Genomic DNA, 15,039 nt, shown 5'->3' on the forward strand with positions numbered 1-15,039 from the left:
CTTATTTAAGCATGGGCCGAATCGCAGCCAGAAGGTCTTCCTGCGATTCGCTGTCGGAGGCCAGCCAGCTTGCATGCCCTGTTTGATCAAAGGCGTAGATCCCGCGGCTGTGAGAAACCTCGTAGGGGGCGTCTGGGTGTGCCGGATCGGGGGCTGCAATCTGGTAGGCAACGCGGTATCGTCGCGCCAGGCTGGCAATGGCGGTCTCGTTGCCGGTCAGGCCGATGGCATGGCGGTCGAATTGATCGACATACGCCTGCAGCATGTCGGGCGTGTCCCGGTGGGGGTCTACGCTGACAAATAAAATCCGCACCTGGTCGGCGCCCGGGCCCAGGGCCTCGGTTACCTGGGCCAATTGCGCCATGGTTGTGGGGCAGATGTCAGGACAGCTGGCATAGCCAAAAAACATCAGCACCACCTTGCCCTCAAAATCCTTTTGCGTCAGCGTCACGCCCCCTGCACCCTGCAAGCTGAATTGGAGATCAGGCAGAAACCCCCTCACGGGGTGCACGGCCGCCAGCACCAGACCGGTGCCCGCCAGCCACAATAGCAACCCCGCGCCCAGGCGGCGCAGCATATTCAGGAGGGGTTGCGGGCGCATGGGCATCTTTCAGGCCTCGATCAGCCCGCTGTGGCGCAGCAAGGCCTCTATAGAAGGGTCGCGGCCACGAAATGCCCGAAATGACTCAGCCGCCGGCCGTGATCCACCCACAGCAATGACCTCATCCAGATAGCGTCGGCAGGTGTCGGGATGGAAGACATTGCGTGTCCCATCCTCGAGTGTTTGTGCGTGCTCTTCAAAGGCGCCAAAGGCATCCGAGGACAGAACCTCCGCCCACTTGTAGCTGTAGTAACCGGCCCCGTAGCCGCCGGCAAACAGGTGCGAAAACCCATGTGGAAACCGGTGCCAGGCGGGGGGAATCAGCAGAGCGACTTCCTGACGCACCTGGTCGAGTGTGTCCAGCACCGCGCTGATGGAAAGGCCGTGATCGTGCGTATGGATCAAGAGGTCGAAGAGTGCGAATTCGACTTGGCGCAGCGTTTGCAGGCCACTTTGGAAGTTGCGGGCAGCCGTCATTTTGTCAAACAGCTCGCGCGGCAGAGACTCGCCGGTATCGACGTGCCGCGTGAGGGATTTGAGGACTCCCCATTCCCAGCAGAAATTCTCCATGAACTGCGAGGGGAGTTCGATGGCATCCCATTCGACTGCGACAAATGCTGAGGCGCCGGGGTCGTCAACGCGTGAGAGCAGGGTGTGCATGGCATGACCACTTTCGTGGAATAACGTGATGACTTCATCATGCGTCAGCAAGGCATCACGGCCTTCCTGGGGGGCAGAAAAATTGCATGTCAGCCACGCCAGGGGGCGGTGCAGGGTTTTGCCGTGGCGTCTGCGATTGCGCTCGCTGTCCACCCAGGCGCCGCCCTGTTTGCCTGCCCGGGCATACAAATCCATGCCCAGGCGCCCAAGCTCCTGGTCTTGATCGTCCAGTACGCGGAAGATCTGGGCGTCAGGATGCCAAGTGGGTGCGTCGCAGGCTTGCAAGTGCACGCCGAATAGCGTGTGGATGACTTCAAACAGGCCCTTCAACACCTGGGATTCGGTGAAATAGGGGCGCAAGGCTTCGTCAGAGTACGCATATCGCTGCTCGCGCAGGCGTTCGGAGGCAAAGGCGATATCCCAGGGCTCCAGCGTGTCCAGCCCGAGCTCCCGGGCGGCAAACTCGCGCAGTTCTTGCAGATCATGCTGGGCACTGGGGCGTGCCCGGGCAGCCAGTTGGTGCAGAAAATCGAGTACCTGTGGCGCACTGTCCGCCATCCGGGTTTCAAGGCGCAGGGCGGTGTAGTTTGGATAACCCAGCAAGCCGGCTTCTTCTGCGCGCAGTGCCAATAGGGATTCGATGGATTCGGAGTTATCAAACGCTATGTCGCCTTGGTCGGATGCGCGGGTGCCATATGCCCGATAGAGTGTCTGGCGTAGCTCACGATCCTGGGCGTATTGCATGACCGGCAAATAGCAGGGCATGTGCAGCGTCAGCTTCCAGCCGCTTTCGCTGGTGGACTGCGCCTGTTGGCGTGCCTGCGCAATCACCTGCTCGGGCAGGCCCTTGAGGCGGGACTCATCCGTAATCAGGAGTGTCCAGCCGTCAGTGGCATCCATGACGTTTTCGGAGAACTTCTGGGATACCTGAGCCTGGAGGTCGGCGTTGCGGGCATAGGTGTCCCGGGCTGCGTCTTGCAGTTCGACTCCGCTAAGACGGAAGTCTCGCAAAGCGAGGTCTACGATGCGTTGGCGTGTGGCGCCCAGTTGCGCATAAGCGGGGCTGTTGGCCAAGGCCTGGTATCGCTGATAAAGCCCCCGATGCAGACCGACCCAGGTTGAAAACTCGCTGACCAGCGGCAGGCAGCTGTTATAAGCCGCGCGCAGCTCGGGCGTATTGACCACGCTATTAAGATGGCCGGCAATCGACCAGGCACGGTGCAGCCGCTCTGATGGGGTTTCGATTGCCTCGACGAGATTTTCCCAGTTTGGTGGCTGGGGACAATCGGCTGCAACGTCGACTGCCGCGCGAGTGGCGGAGATCAGCTCGCGGATTGCAGGCTCGATATGCTCAGGCTTGACTGCAGCATAGTCGACGTAAGCCTCGGCCGGAACGAGGAGGGGATTCTCGGCAAACGTTTGCGTTGTCATGAGCGGCACATGGGGGCGGTTGCCCTGATTTCAAGACTGTGCAGTGCGTTCCGCTGCTTCAATTGTATTGACCAGCAACATGGCGATGGTCATGGGGCCTACTCCACCAGGAACCGGTGTAATGGCGCCGGCCACCTGAGAAGCCGACGGAAAGTCGACATCACCAGTCAGTTTGCCCGAGGGTAGACGGTTGATGCCCACATCGATCACGACGGCGCCGGGCTTGACCATATCGCCCTGGACAATGCCGGGCTTGCCTGTGGCAACCACCAGAACGTCCGCCCGGCGGGCTTGTGCACCAAGATCCCGGGTTTTGGAATTGCACAAGGTAACCGTAGCACCTGCCGCCAGCAGCAGCATGGCCATGGGTTTGCCCACAATATTGCTGGCACCTACGATGACTGCTTCTGCACCCCTTAATGGGACGTTTTCAGCCTCGAGCATTTTCATCACACCATAAGGTGTGCATGGTAGAAACCGCGGCCGTCCCGTCATTAGCAAGCCGGCGTTGCTGATGTGAAAACCGTCCACGTCCTTGGCAGCGCTGATAGCTTCGATCACCAGTCCGGTGTCGATGTGGCCAGGCAAGGGCAGCTGCACCAGGATGCCGTGAATGGCTGGATCCTGGTTGAGTGTGTCAATCACGTCGAGAAGTTCTCCCTCGGAGGTGTCTTCTCCCAGGGGGATTACCCGCGACAGCATGCCGGCTGCTTCGCAGGCAGCGGCCTTGTTGCGCACATACACTTGAGAGGCGGGATTTTCGCCCACCAGAACAACGGCCAGCCCGGGTGTTACGCCGTGCTGCTTAAGGGCTTGAACGCGCGTGGCAACATCTGCGCGAACGTGTGCAGCCAGTGCTTTGCCGTCGATGATGCGGGCGGTCATGAGTGGGTTTCCTCGGCGCGGGTGAGAGCGATTTTCATTAGATCAGCCACGGTGGTGACTTCAAGTTTTTCCATGATGTTGGCCCGGTGCGCTTCGACCGTTTTTATGCTGATGTTCAGGTCGCCGGCAATCTGTTTGTTGAGGCGGCCTGCCACGATGCGCTCAAGTACCTGCTGTTCGCGTGCGGTAAGACGACCCAGCACGGCCTGTTGATCGCGTTGCACCTGAGCCTCGCGGACTTTTTCGGTGGCCTGCTCGAGCATCCCGGCCACGATACGACGCAAATCGGCTTCGTTAAAGGGTTTTTCGAGGAAATCGACGGCACCCTTTTTCATCGTGGAAACAGCCATGGGAACATCGCCGTGGCCGGTAATGAAGACGATTGGCAGCGGCGCCTTGCGCGCGATCAGCGTCTCTTGCAGCTCGAGGCCGCTCATGCCGGGCATGCGCACGTCTGCAATCAGGACGGCCACTTGGTCTGGGTTATAGGCGTCAAGAAATTCTTCTGCCCCAGCATAGCTGCGAACTGAATAACCGTTGGCTTCGAGCAGCCAGCGTAGAGAATCCCTGACGGCTTCATCGTCATCAACGATGTAAATAATGCTGGAGAGCTGGGGATCTGTCATGCTTGCGTTTCCTCCGTGGATTCCCGGGCTTGAAAGCCTGATGGTGCCTTGGGCAGTGTAAAGCGAAAGATGGTACCGCCCTCAGGGTTGGGGGTGGCCCACAGACGTCCGTGGTGCGACTCGATAATGGTACGGCAGATGTTCAATCCCATGCCCAGGCCTTCAGACTTCGTGCTGTAGAAGGGCTCGAACAGGCGGTCGGGATTGCGCAGACCATGGCCTCGGTCGATGACAGCGATCTCGATCTGGGGGTCTTGGTCGGTAATATTGACATGCAAGCTGCGATATTCGCTGTGCTCCATGGCTTCAACCCCATTTTTTAACAGATTCAGCAGCACCTGTTCGATCAGGATTGGATCGGCCAGTACTTCCGGCATGGGGTCGGGAAGGCTTTGAATGATGTCGATCTGCCGTTTGCGGGCGTCGATATCGGCAAAGCTAACCGCATTTTCGACGATCCTGGACAAGCCCACTGCCTGACGGCGGGGTTCGCTGCGCTTCACAAACTCCCGGATGCGGCTGATGATCTTGCCTGCGCGCTCGGCCTGTTGCGAGGCTTTTTCGAGGGCCTGCAGCAAGGATTCGGTGGGGGCCTTGCCGGATTTCACCATCGCCACGGCGGCCATATTGTAGTTGCTGATGGCGGTCAGGGGCTGGTTGAGTTCATGGGCCAGCGATGAAGCCATTTCACCCATGGTAGTCAGGCGGCTGGTCAGTTGGGCTTTCTCTTGTTGTACCCGAGATGCTTCTTCGTGTTTGCGCCGCTCGGTAATGTCTCGGGCCACCTGCAGCCGCACCCGTCGCGAATCCGTCCAGGCCAGCATCCGGTGGTGCACTTCAAACCAGCGCTCGGCAGTGGGCGAGAAAAGCTCCATGGTGTCGTCGGTAAACCGGCCCAGCCGCCCGCCCAGCAGCTGTGCGTGGCCGGTGGTTTGCGCACCAAAGAGGCGCCGATAGGTGCGGTTGGCAAATAAAAGCTCCAGCCCTTCGGGAGTGTCGGCCACCACAGAGATGGCATCGTCCAGACCTTCGAGCACGGTCATGAACCGCTCGTGCGCGGCGGTCAGTGCCTCACGAATCCGCTTGGGTTCAGTGATATCGGTCATGGAAGTCATCCAGCCGATTTGTTCGCCTTTTGGGTCGCGCAGTGGCGAGACATACATGCGGGCAGTAAACCGGGAGCCGTCGCGCCGCTGGGCTTCGATCTCCAGCCCGCTGCTGGGCGTGCGCCCCGACAGCAATTGTGCAAGCGTCTCGCGATGGTGATCGTGTCGTCCTGGTAACCAATACGGAAACGGGGCCGTCCGGCCGACAAGGTCGGCTTCGTTCCAGCCGATCATGCGACAGAATGCCGGATTGACGTATGCGATGCGGCCCTGCATGTCGAATACCCGCATGCCGGTGGACATGGAGTTTTCCATGGCGCGCCGAAAGCCGGTTTCGGCGATCAGGGCGGCTTCCGCCTGGGTACGAAAGCGCGTATAGCGCCACAAGGCCAGCAGGCTGAATACAATCACCAGCGACAGGGCAAACACCACCATCATCAGGCGTTGCTGACGGGCTTCCTGATCGATGGTGACAAACATCACGCTGTCGCTTTGCAGCCGTTGCAGCCACAAGAAGGCGCCCATGACGCACAGATAAAGCACCAGTACGATCGCTGGGGTCAACCAATAGAGGCGGCGGCTATTGCGCGCATGCTCGTAGAAGTTGGTTGGGATGAGTGACTTGCGGTGAGGGTGTGCCATGGCCTTGAAGGTCAGATGATTGCGCCATTTTAGACGCGAAAACAGTATTCAATATTTCACATAATAAAAATTAAAACCACGAGGTGAAATTTCGCTTGTGCTCAGACCGGGTCTTTCCTAGAATGGGCGTAGTTGCCGGCACCTCGATGTTTTTACCCTCGAGCCCTCATGTCCGGCTCATAACAGGCAGGCGCGATATGTGATCGCGTCCTTATCATCCCAGGAGACACGCACAATGTCCTCTCTTGAACAAGCAAACGCCCAGGTGGCAGATCCTGATCAACAAGAAACTCAAGAATGGCTCGATTCACTGGAAGCCGTTCTCGATCGCGAAGGAGCCGAGCGTGCCCACTTCCTGATCGAAAACCTGATCGATCTGGCACGCCGCTCAGGAGCCCATATCCCCTTCTCGCCCAACACGGCGTACGTCAACACGATTCCGCCAGGGCTCGAGCCTCCGCATCCGGGCAATATGGTGCTCGAAGAACGCATCCGCTCCTATATTCGCTGGAACGCGATGGCGATGGTCGTCAAAGCCAACAAGCACGAGCCAGCCGACGGCGGCAGCCTGGGCGGGCACATCGCGTCGTTTGCTTCTCTGGCCACCATGATTGAATGTGGTCAAAACCATTTCTGGCATGCAGAGTCCCCCGAACACGGTGGCGACCTGATCTACTTTCAGGGGCACTCCTCGCCTGGCATGTACTCACGTGCCTTCCTCGAAGGCCGCCTGACAGAAGAAAACCTCGACTGGTTCCGCCAGGAAGTCGGTGGCAAGGGCAAGGGGCTACCGTCTTATCCGCACCCCAAATTGATGCCTGGCTTCTGGCAATTTTCCACGGTGTCCATGGGCCTTGGCCCCATGATGGCCATCTATCAGGCGCGTTTTCTCAAGTATTTGCATGCCCGCGGTCTGGCGGATACGGCCGAGCGCAAGGTCTGGGTATTTGTTGGCGACGGCGAAATCGACGAGCCCGAAACCCTGGCAGCCATTGGCCTGGCTTCGCGCGAGAAACTTGATAACCTTATTTTCGTGGTCAACTGCAACCTGCAGCGGCTGGATGGCCCGGTGCGTGGTAATGGCAAGATCATTCAAGAGCTTGAAGGCGCGTTCCGTGGCAACGGCTGGAACGTCCTCAAGCTGATCTGGGGTGGTTACTGGGATCCGCTGTTTGCGCGCGACAAAGAAGGTATCTTGCGTCGCATCATGGAAGAAACCGTTGATGGCGAATATCAGGCGTACAAAGCCAATGATGGCAAGTTTGTGCGCGAAAAATTCTTTGGCAAGCATCCCAAGCTGCTTGAAATGGTCAGCCGGATGAGCGACGAAGATGTCTGGCGTCTCAATCGCGGGGGCCACGACCCCCATAAGGTATATGCCGCCTTTGCCTCGGCCGCTAGCCACAAGGGGCAGCCGTCCGTGATTTTGGCAAAAACCATCAAGGGTTACGGCATGGGGCATGTGGGCCAGGCCAAAAACCCCACGCACCAGCAAAAGAAACTGGACATCGATTCGGTACGCGAATTCCGCGATCGCTTCAATATCCCCATCCCCGACGATCAGGTCGATCACATTCCGTATTTCAAGCCGGCCGACGATTCGCCCGAAATGAAATACCTGCACGAGCACCGCAAGGCCTTGGGTGGCTATCTGCCCCATCGTCGCCAAAAGGCCGATCAATCCTTGCCAGTGCCGCCGCTTGAAACCTTCAAGGCCGTGCTCGAGCCTACCGCCGAAGGTCGCGAGATCTCTACAACGCAAGCGTTTGTGCGCGTGCTTAACCAGATTTTGCGCGACAAGGAACTAGCTCCGCGGGTTGTCCCCATTCTGGTCGATGAGTCGCGCACGTTCGGCATGGAAGGCCTGTTCCGCCAGATCGGTATCTATGCACCAGAAGGACAGAAATACGTGCCGGTCGATAAAGGCCAGGTCATGTACTATCGCGAGGCCGAGAACGGGCAACTGCTTCAAGAAGGCATCAACGAAGCGGGCGGTTTCAGTTCCTGGATTGCGGCGGCCACGTCGTACTCGGTCAGCAACACCATCATGATCCCGTTCTTCATCTACTACTCGATGTTCGGGTTCCAGCGCTTTGGTGATCATGCCTGGGCAGCGGGCGATATGCTGGCGCGAGGCTTTGTCCTGGGTGGTACGGCTGGCCGTACCACGCTTAATGGCGAGGGTCTGCAGCACGAAGACGGCCATAGCCATATTCAGGCTTCGCTCATTCCCAATTGCGTGGCCTATGATCCGGCCTTTGCACACGAAGTCGCAGTCATCATCCGTAGCGGTTTGCAGCGCATGATGCACAACCAGGAAGACGTGTTTTTCTACATCACCGTGATGAACGAAAACTACGCTCATCCGGGTCTCAAATCTGGCGATGAGGACGGCATCCTGCGTGGCATGTACAAGCTCAATGCCAGCAAAAAGCCGGCCAAGGCGCATGTGCAGCTGATGGGTTCGGGCACGATCTTGCGCGAAGTGCTGTCCGCTCAAAAACTGCTCGAGCAAGACTGGGGCGTGACTTCTGATGTCTGGAGCGCCACCAGCTTCACCGAGCTGCGTCGGAATGGTATGGATGTCGAGCGGCACAACCTGCTGCATCCCACTGAGCCCGCCCAGGTGCCCTATGTCACCCAGCAACTCAAAGACACTCAAGGCCCGATCATCGTGTCCACCGACTACATCAAGGCGTATGGTGACATGATCCGGCCATTCATTCCCGATGGCCGCCATTTCAAGGTGCTGGGCACCGACGGCTTTGGCCGGTCGGATTTCCGCTCCGAGCTGCGCAAGCACTTCGAGATCGATCAACACTTCATCGTGCTGGCTGCCCTGCGCAGTCTGGCCGATGAGGGCACGATTGATATTGCCAAGTGTGCAGAAGCCATTGCCAAGTACGGGATTGATGCCAATAAGGCCAACCCGCATCACGCCTGAGGAGGATGAGGAACATGAGTATCGTGGAAATCAAAGTCCCGGATATCGGCGATTTCGACCAGGTCGATGTCATCGAGCTGCTGGTGGCTGTCGGTGACACCATCACAGCCGAACAAAGCCTGATGACCGTCGAATCCGATAAAGCCTCCATGGAGATTCCCGCCTCCGAGGGTGGGGTGGTCAAGTCCATCAAGGTCAAGGTGGGGGATAAGGTTGCCGAAGGCGCCGTCATCCTCGAAGTTGAGGCTGAAGCCGCAGGCGACGCCAAGGCCGCCGAGGCCTCTGTTGCACCCGCAGCCAAGGCAGACGCCCCCGAGGCCAAGCAGCCAGAAGCCGAGAAAGCCAAGCCTGCTGAGCCTCAGCAGGCGGCGCCCGAGGTAGCAGTACCCAAGGCTGCGCCGGCGGAATCGCTGGCCGCTACTGCTGGTTCTGGCCGTACCTCGCCAACTGCAGCCTTTGCCGAGGCCGAAATGCCCTTGCGCAACCTGCCGCATGCCTCACCCTCTGTGCGTCAATTTGCCCGCGAACTTGGTGTCAATCTGGTACAAGTCAGCGGGACGGGCCCGAAAAACCGCATCACAGCCGACGATGTGCGCGCCTACGTGAAGCAGGCCTTGTCGATGGGTGGCGCCGGCCAGGTGGGTTCAACCCCGCCAGCCGGCGAAGGCTTCAGTGTGCTGGGCTGGCCCAAGGTTGATTTCACCAAGTTTGGTGAGATTGAAACCCGGGCGCTGTCACGCATCAAAAAGATTTCGGGCGCCAACCTGCATCGCAACTGGGTCATGATCCCGCATGTCACCAACAATGACATTGCAGACATCACTGATCTTGAAGCGCTGCGTCAGCAACTCAATGCCGAGAACAAAAAAGCCGGCATCAAGGTCACTATGCTGGCATTCATCATCAAGGCAGTCGTGGCGGCACTCAAGAAGTTTCCCGACTTCAACGCCTCGCTCGATGGTGACGACCTCGTCCTCAAGCATTATTTCCACATTGGTTTTGCGGCAGACACGCCCAATGGCCTGGTCGTCCCGGTGATCCGTGACGCCGACAAAAAAGGCGTGCTTGAGATTGCCACAGAAACCTCCGAGCTTGCAGCCCAGGCGCGCGAAGGAAAACTCTCGCCATCGCAAATGCAGGGCGGGTGCTTCTCGATTTCGTCTCTGGGTGGCATTGGCGGTACAGACTTTACGCCTATCATCAATGCGCCTGAAGTTGCCATCTTGGGGGTGTCGCGATCTGCCATGCAGCCGGTTTGGGACGGCAAGGCGTTTCAACCTCGGCTGATGCTGCCGTTGTCGCTGTCATACGACCACCGCGTAATTGATGGAGCCTCTGCGGCCCGATTCAACGCCTATCTGGCGGGCTTGCTGGCGGATTTCCGCCGCATCATCCTGTAAAGGGGGCACACATGAGTCTAAATGACGTCAATGTTCCGGATATCGGTGATTTTGATCAGGTTGATGTGATTGAATTGCTGGTGGCTGTGGGCGACACCATCACCCCAGAGCAAAGTCTGATCACCGTCGAATCGGACAAAGCCTCCATGGAGATCCCGTCTGATCAAGGCGGGGTTGTCAAAGAGGTGTTGGTCAAGGTCGGCGACAAGGTTACCCAAGGCACCACTATTTTGCGTGTCGAAGCCATTGAATCCGGCCAATCGTCGGCGCCTGCAGCCGAGAAAAAAACGGCGGCAAAATCCGATGAACCCGCTCCGTCCAGCAGCAATGCGCCGGCGGCACCTGCTGCGGCTGCTGCCGTTGCACCCGCCAGTGCACCGGCTCCTGCGCCGACAGCACGGCAGTTCAGTGGCACGGCAGACACCGAGTGCGATGTCTTGGTGCTCGGTGCGGGGCCCGGCGGATACTCGGCCGCCTTCCGCGCAGCGGATCTCGGCCTCAAAGTGGTGCTGATCGAGCGCTATGCCACGCTGGGCGGCGTGTGCCTTAATGTCGGGTGTATCCCGTCAAAGGCGCTGCTGCATACTGTCAGCGTACTCGAAGAAGCAAAGTCCCTGGGTGCGCATGGCATCAGTTTTGGCGAACCCAAAATCGATCTGGCCGGCGTCAGGGGCTACAAGGATGGCGTGGTCAGCAAGCTGACGGGCGGTCTTGCCGGGATGGCCAAGGCACGCAAGGTAACAGTTGTCCAGGGCGTCGGTTCTTTTGCCGATCCCCACCATTTGACGGTAGAGAAAGCCGACGGTGGCACCACGACAATCAAGTTTGCCTCAGCCATCATTGCAGCCGGCAGCCAGTCGGTAAAATTGCCATTTTTGCCAGAAGATCCCCGTATCGTCGACTCAACCGGTGCGTTGACATTGTCGGCCATTCCCAAGCGTATGCTGATCATCGGTGGCGGCATTATTGGCCTCGAGATGGGTACGGTGTACTCCGCACTGGGCGCCCGGCTGGATGTGGTCGAGATGCTGCCAACGCTCATGACAGGTGCCGATCGTGATTTGGTCAAGGTATGGCAAAAGCGCAACGAGCCGCGATTTGATCATGTCATGCTCAAAACCAAAACCGTTGCTGCCGAGGCCAAGGAAGACGGGATCTGGGTCACTTTCGAGGGCGAGGCTGCCCCCAAAGAACCACAGTGCTACGACCTTGTCCTGCAAGCAGTCGGTCGATCGCCCAATGGTAAAAAAATCGGTGCCGACAAAGCGGGTGTCATTGTTGGCGATCGTGGTTTCATCGGCGTCGACAAGCAGATGCGCACCAATGTGCCGCATATCTATGCCATTGGCGACATCGTCGGGCAGCCCATGTTGGCCCACAAGGCAGTACACGAGGCACATGTTGCCGCCGAAGCCATCGCCGGTCAGAAAGCCTTCTTCGATGCCCGTGTGATTCCTTCGGTTGCCTACACAGACCCCGAAGTTGCCTGGGTGGGGCTCACTGAAGAAGACGCCAAGAAACAAGGGATTGCCCTTAAAAAAGGCCTGTTCCCCTGGCAGGCGTCCGGGCGTGCCATTGCCAACGGCCGCGATGAGGGCTTCTCCAAGTTGCTCTTTGATGCCGAAACCGGACGGATCCTCGGTGGTGGCATCGTGGGTACCCACGCGGGCGATCTCATCAGCGAGGTTGTACTCGCCATCGAGATGGGCGCAGATTCGGTGGATATCGGCAAAACCATCCATCCGCATCCCACCCTGGGAGAATCCGTCGGCATGGCGGCAGAGATCGCCGATGGTCACTGCACAGACGTACCCCCTGCGCGGCCAGCCCGATAAGGGATAAGGGCCTGGTTGGCAGTAGGGGTGTCAGCCAGTCCGTACACGGCAGGTGCTAATATCGGCACCTGCCGTTTTCTATGTGATTTTCATTCTCATGTCTTCTATTGCTCCTGCTTCTGGTGCCCCGTTAGCCGACTGGCTGGCTTACCTTGAAACCCTGCATCCCAAAGCCATTGACTTGGGTCTTGATCGTATCCGTGCGGTGGCCCAGCGCATGCAGCTGTCGCTGGACTGCGTGAAAATCACAGTGGCAGGCACCAATGGCAAAGGCTCCACCTGTGCCATGCTCGAGTCCATTTTGCTGGATGCGGGCTATCACGTGGGTCAGTACACCTCGCCTCATCTGCTGCGTTTCAACGAGCGCATCCGTATCAACGGCCAGGAGGTCACCGATGCCGATATCGTGGCCCAGCTCGAACACATCGAAGCGGCCCGTGGCGATGTTTCCCTCACATATTTTGAGATGACAACGCTGGCAGCACTCCTGCTGTTTCAGGCGGCGTCCCTGGATGTAGTGGTGCTTGAGGTTGGCTTGGGTGGGCGCCTGGATGCGGTCAATATCATTGATACCGACTGCGCCGTGCTCACCAGCGTCGACCTCGATCATATGGCCTATCTGGGCAACACCCGTGAAGCGATCGGCTGGGAAAAGGCGCATATCTTTAGGCCGGGCAAGCCCGCGATCTGCGCGGATCCCGTCCCTCCACAAACCGTCATTGACTACGCAGCAGAAATTGGCGCAGATCTCTGGCGCTTTGGGATCGACTTCAACTATTCCGGAGACCGGCAGCAATGGGCCTACGGCGGGCGTTTGCAGCGCCGTAATGCGTTGGGCTATCCCGCCCTGCGTGGCGCCAATCAATTGCTCAACGCTTCCGCTGCGCTGGCTGCGCTCGAAAATCTGCGCGACCGCCTGGTGGTGACACAGCAAAATGTGCGTCAGGGGCTTTTGCATGTCGGTCTGCCTGGGCGCATGCAGATTTTGCCTGGCCTGCCCGCCACCATCCTGGATGTTGGCCACAATCCGCACGCTGCGGCTGCAGTGGGGCAAAACCTCGACAGCATGGGTCATTACCCGCATACCTACGCAGTCGTGGGCATGCTGCACGACAAGGACATCGAGCACACTCTGGCCAAGCTTACCCGCCGGGTGGATCGCTGGCTGTGCGCCACCACTGAAGGCCCTCGTGGTACCTCGGCCAAGGCGCTTGCCGACATCGTTCACCGGATTACCGGTGATGTGGCGCCGGTCGATCCTTTCGTTGTACAAACCGCAGAAATCAAGCGCGGAGACCACAAACCCGGGGTAAAAGCGGCTCCCCGGCCAGCCGTGGCCAAGCAAGATGTTCAGGTTTCAACCTTTGACAGTCCGGAACAAGCCTTTGCAGAAGCCCGTCGTTTGGCAACCGACAATGATAGAATTCTTGTGTTCGGGTCTTTTGCAACAGTGGGGCCCGTGCTTCAGGTCCTGCGCCAAGAAGGCCGGGACGTTCTTTCTTGACCAGGCAGGCGGGTCAGCCTGCCTTTTCGATGGGTGAGCTGACTGATGTTTTTTCGTCAAGGGACCACGCCCGGCAAACGCAATACCACGCGTTCCGGCGGCACCAGCGAGGCCCAGCTTAAAGAACTTCGAGGCAGGGCCCGCAGGCGCCTGATTGGTGCGCTGGCACTGGTGCTCGCCGCCTTCGTTGTTGTTCCGTGGTTATTCGACGAGCCTGTCACCGACGACGCTCAGGCTCCCATTGTGGTGCCTGCTGCGCCGTCAGGGTTGCCAGGCTCCGGGCCGACACTCGCCGCTCAGTCGGGTGGTGCATCCGGTCAGGTGTCACCAGACACCTCTACTGTACCGGCTCAGCCCGATACCACCAGCACGCCTGCCGCAAGCGGCAGCTCGACATCTCTTGCCCAGGCTTCTGGCAGTGCCTCGCCGCCAGACGATACCTCAGGGGCTGCCCAAGCTGGCGGCAGTCAGGCAGACATAACACCTGCTCCCGCACCGGCTCCAGAGCCCTCTGCAGCGGTCCCGGCCCCCGAACCAGCACCCAAGCCAGCGAAGCCCGAGCCAAAACCAAAATCAGTCGAACGCACGGATGACGGTTCGGTGGCCTTGGCGCTGCTGTCGGGCAAAACACCCGTCAAACCTTCCAGCAAAACGCCCGTACCGGCTTCCGGCCAAGGCAGTTATTACCTCCAGGTGGCGGCTTACACCGCACAGCAAGACGCCCTTCAACGGCGTGACAGCTTGCGTCAGTCCGGGGTTACCGATGCCTACGTCGAGCAAGGTCAATCAGGGGGTCGCACAGTTTATCGACTACGGGTTGGGCCCTTTAGCTCACACGAGGCAGCCCAGGCTGCACAAACCCGGCTGCGTGCGTTGGGTTACCAAAATGGCCTGATTTCCGACAAGTGACCAGCTTCGATTACATCGTCCTGACGGTCGTGGTGGTGTCCTGCCTGATCGGTCTGCTGCGGGGTTTCCTCCGGGAAGTCCTGTCGTTGATTGCGTATCTGGCAGCGTTTGTGGCGGCTATCTGGTGGGGGCCAATGGCGTCTCAGTGGCTGGATACCCTGATCGAAAACGGCTTGTTGCGTACATTGGCGGCCTATGGGGCCGTTTTTATTTTGATTTTATTGGCGATAGGGCTGCTTAATATGGCACTGGGCGCCCTGATCGACCGCACGGGCCTGACGCCGGCAGATCATGGGCTGGGTGCGGTATTTGGTGCAGCCCGCGGGTTGATTCTTGTGCTGGCTCTGGTGGGGTTGGCTGGCTATACCAAATTGCCCCAAGAAGCCTGGTGGCAGCAGGCGCGTACCTCGGACGCTCTGGTCAAAGGCTTTCAACAAATCAAATCTGCACTGCCTGTCGATATCGCGCAGTTGCTTCCTTATTAGTTTCGGAAAAT

The 15,039-nt window shown here is 58.9% G+C and carries 11 protein-coding genes; 6 read left to right on the top strand and 5 right to left on the bottom strand.

The window, feature by feature from the left end; all coding sequences use genetic code 11:
- Position 1: 1 nt before the first annotated feature.
- Genes ABS758_RS10070 through ABS758_RS10090 form a run of 5 tightly spaced genes read right to left on the bottom strand, consistent with a single transcriptional unit; the run spans position 2 to position 5,951 of the window.
- Positions 2-601 (bottom strand): SCO family protein, encoded by a 600-nt coding sequence (locus ABS758_RS10070; RefSeq protein WP_350382382.1) that lies wholly within the window; start codon positions 599-601, stop codon positions 2-4.
- Positions 602-610: 9 nt separating this feature from the next.
- Entirely contained in the window at positions 611-2,692 is a 2,082-nt protein-coding gene (locus tag ABS758_RS10075) for a M3 family metallopeptidase (RefSeq protein ID WP_350382380.1), read from the bottom strand.
- Between the two features lie 30 nt (positions 2,693-2,722).
- Entirely contained in the window at positions 2,723-3,577 is an 855-nt protein-coding gene (gene folD, locus ABS758_RS10080) for a bifunctional methylenetetrahydrofolate dehydrogenase/methenyltetrahydrofolate cyclohydrolase FolD (RefSeq protein WP_350382379.1), read from the bottom strand.
- Entirely contained in the window at positions 3,574-4,203 is a 630-nt protein-coding gene (locus tag ABS758_RS10085; protein WP_350382377.1) for a response regulator transcription factor, read from the bottom strand. The genes folD and ABS758_RS10085 overlap by 4 nt, the downstream gene beginning before the upstream one ends.
- Positions 4,200-5,951 carry a PAS domain-containing sensor histidine kinase gene (locus ABS758_RS10090; RefSeq protein ID WP_350382376.1) on the bottom strand — a complete coding sequence of 584 codons (1,752 nt, stop codon included), beginning with the start codon at positions 5,949-5,951 and terminating at the stop codon, positions 4,200-4,202. The genes ABS758_RS10085 and ABS758_RS10090 overlap by 4 nt, the downstream gene beginning before the upstream one ends.
- A gap of 235 nt (positions 5,952-6,186) precedes the next feature.
- Between ABS758_RS10090 and aceE the strand changes: the two genes are divergently transcribed.
- The 6 genes from aceE (at position 6,187) to ABS758_RS10120 (ending at position 15,028) form a co-directional block, all read left to right on the top strand.
- Complete coding sequence (aceE, locus tag ABS758_RS10095) at positions 6,187-8,895, top strand: pyruvate dehydrogenase (acetyl-transferring), homodimeric type (RefSeq protein ID WP_350382374.1); 2,709 nt, start codon at positions 6,187-6,189, stop codon at positions 8,893-8,895.
- 14 nt (positions 8,896-8,909) lie between these two features.
- Positions 8,910-10,295, top strand: coding sequence for a dihydrolipoyllysine-residue acetyltransferase (locus ABS758_RS10100; RefSeq protein WP_350382373.1), 1,386 nt, complete (start codon positions 8,910-8,912; stop codon positions 10,293-10,295).
- 11 nt (positions 10,296-10,306) lie between these two features.
- Positions 10,307-12,130: a dihydrolipoyl dehydrogenase gene (lpdA, locus tag ABS758_RS10105; RefSeq protein WP_350382371.1), complete on the top strand. Its 1,824-nt coding sequence runs from the start codon at positions 10,307-10,309 to the stop codon at positions 12,128-12,130.
- 97 nt (positions 12,131-12,227) lie between these two features.
- Entirely contained in the window at positions 12,228-13,634 is a 1,407-nt protein-coding gene (folC, locus tag ABS758_RS10110) for a bifunctional tetrahydrofolate synthase/dihydrofolate synthase (RefSeq protein WP_350382369.1), read from the top strand.
- Positions 13,635-13,679: 45 nt separating this feature from the next.
- A complete protein-coding gene (locus ABS758_RS10115; RefSeq protein ID WP_350382368.1) occupies positions 13,680-14,543 on the top strand; it encodes an SPOR domain-containing protein in 864 nt (287 codons plus the stop codon).
- Positions 14,540-15,028 carry a CvpA family protein gene (locus ABS758_RS10120; RefSeq protein ID WP_350382366.1) on the top strand — a complete coding sequence of 163 codons (489 nt, stop codon included), beginning with the start codon at positions 14,540-14,542 and terminating at the stop codon, positions 15,026-15,028. Before ABS758_RS10115 ends, ABS758_RS10120 begins: the two co-directional genes overlap by 4 nt.
- Positions 15,029-15,039: the final 11 nt, after the last annotated feature.

Source organism: Castellaniella sp. FW104-7C03, from assembly GCF_040276085.1.
Lineage (GTDB): Bacteria > Pseudomonadota > Gammaproteobacteria > Burkholderiales > Burkholderiaceae_B > Castellaniella.

Bases quoted from the DNA above. Each gene is read 5' to 3' on its own strand.
- ABS758_RS10100 (WP_350382373.1), top strand. From the start codon at position 8,910: ATGAGTATCGTGGAAATCAAAGTCCCGGATATCGGCGATTTCGACCAG.
- ABS758_RS10085 (WP_350382377.1), bottom strand. From the start codon at position 4,203: ATGACAGATCCCCAGCTCTCCAGCATTATTTACATCGTTGATGACGAT.
- ABS758_RS10070 (WP_350382382.1), bottom strand. From the start codon at position 601: ATGCGCCCGCAACCCCTCCTGAATATGCTGCGCCGCCTGGGCGCGGGG.
- lpdA (WP_350382371.1), top strand. From the start codon at position 10,307: ATGAGTCTAAATGACGTCAATGTTCCGGATATCGGTGATTTTGATCAG.
- ABS758_RS10075 (WP_350382380.1), bottom strand. From the start codon at position 2,692: ATGACAACGCAAACGTTTGCCGAGAATCCCCTCCTCGTTCCGGCCGAG.
- ABS758_RS10115 (WP_350382368.1), top strand. From the start codon at position 13,680: ATGTTTTTTCGTCAAGGGACCACGCCCGGCAAACGCAATACCACGCGT.
- folD (WP_350382379.1), bottom strand. From the start codon at position 3,577: ATGACCGCCCGCATCATCGACGGCAAAGCACTGGCTGCACACGTTCGC.
- ABS758_RS10090 (WP_350382376.1), bottom strand. From the start codon at position 5,951: ATGGCACACCCTCACCGCAAGTCACTCATCCCAACCAACTTCTACGAG.
- aceE (WP_350382374.1), top strand. From the start codon at position 6,187: ATGTCCTCTCTTGAACAAGCAAACGCCCAGGTGGCAGATCCTGATCAA.
- folC (WP_350382369.1), top strand. From the start codon at position 12,228: ATGTCTTCTATTGCTCCTGCTTCTGGTGCCCCGTTAGCCGACTGGCTG.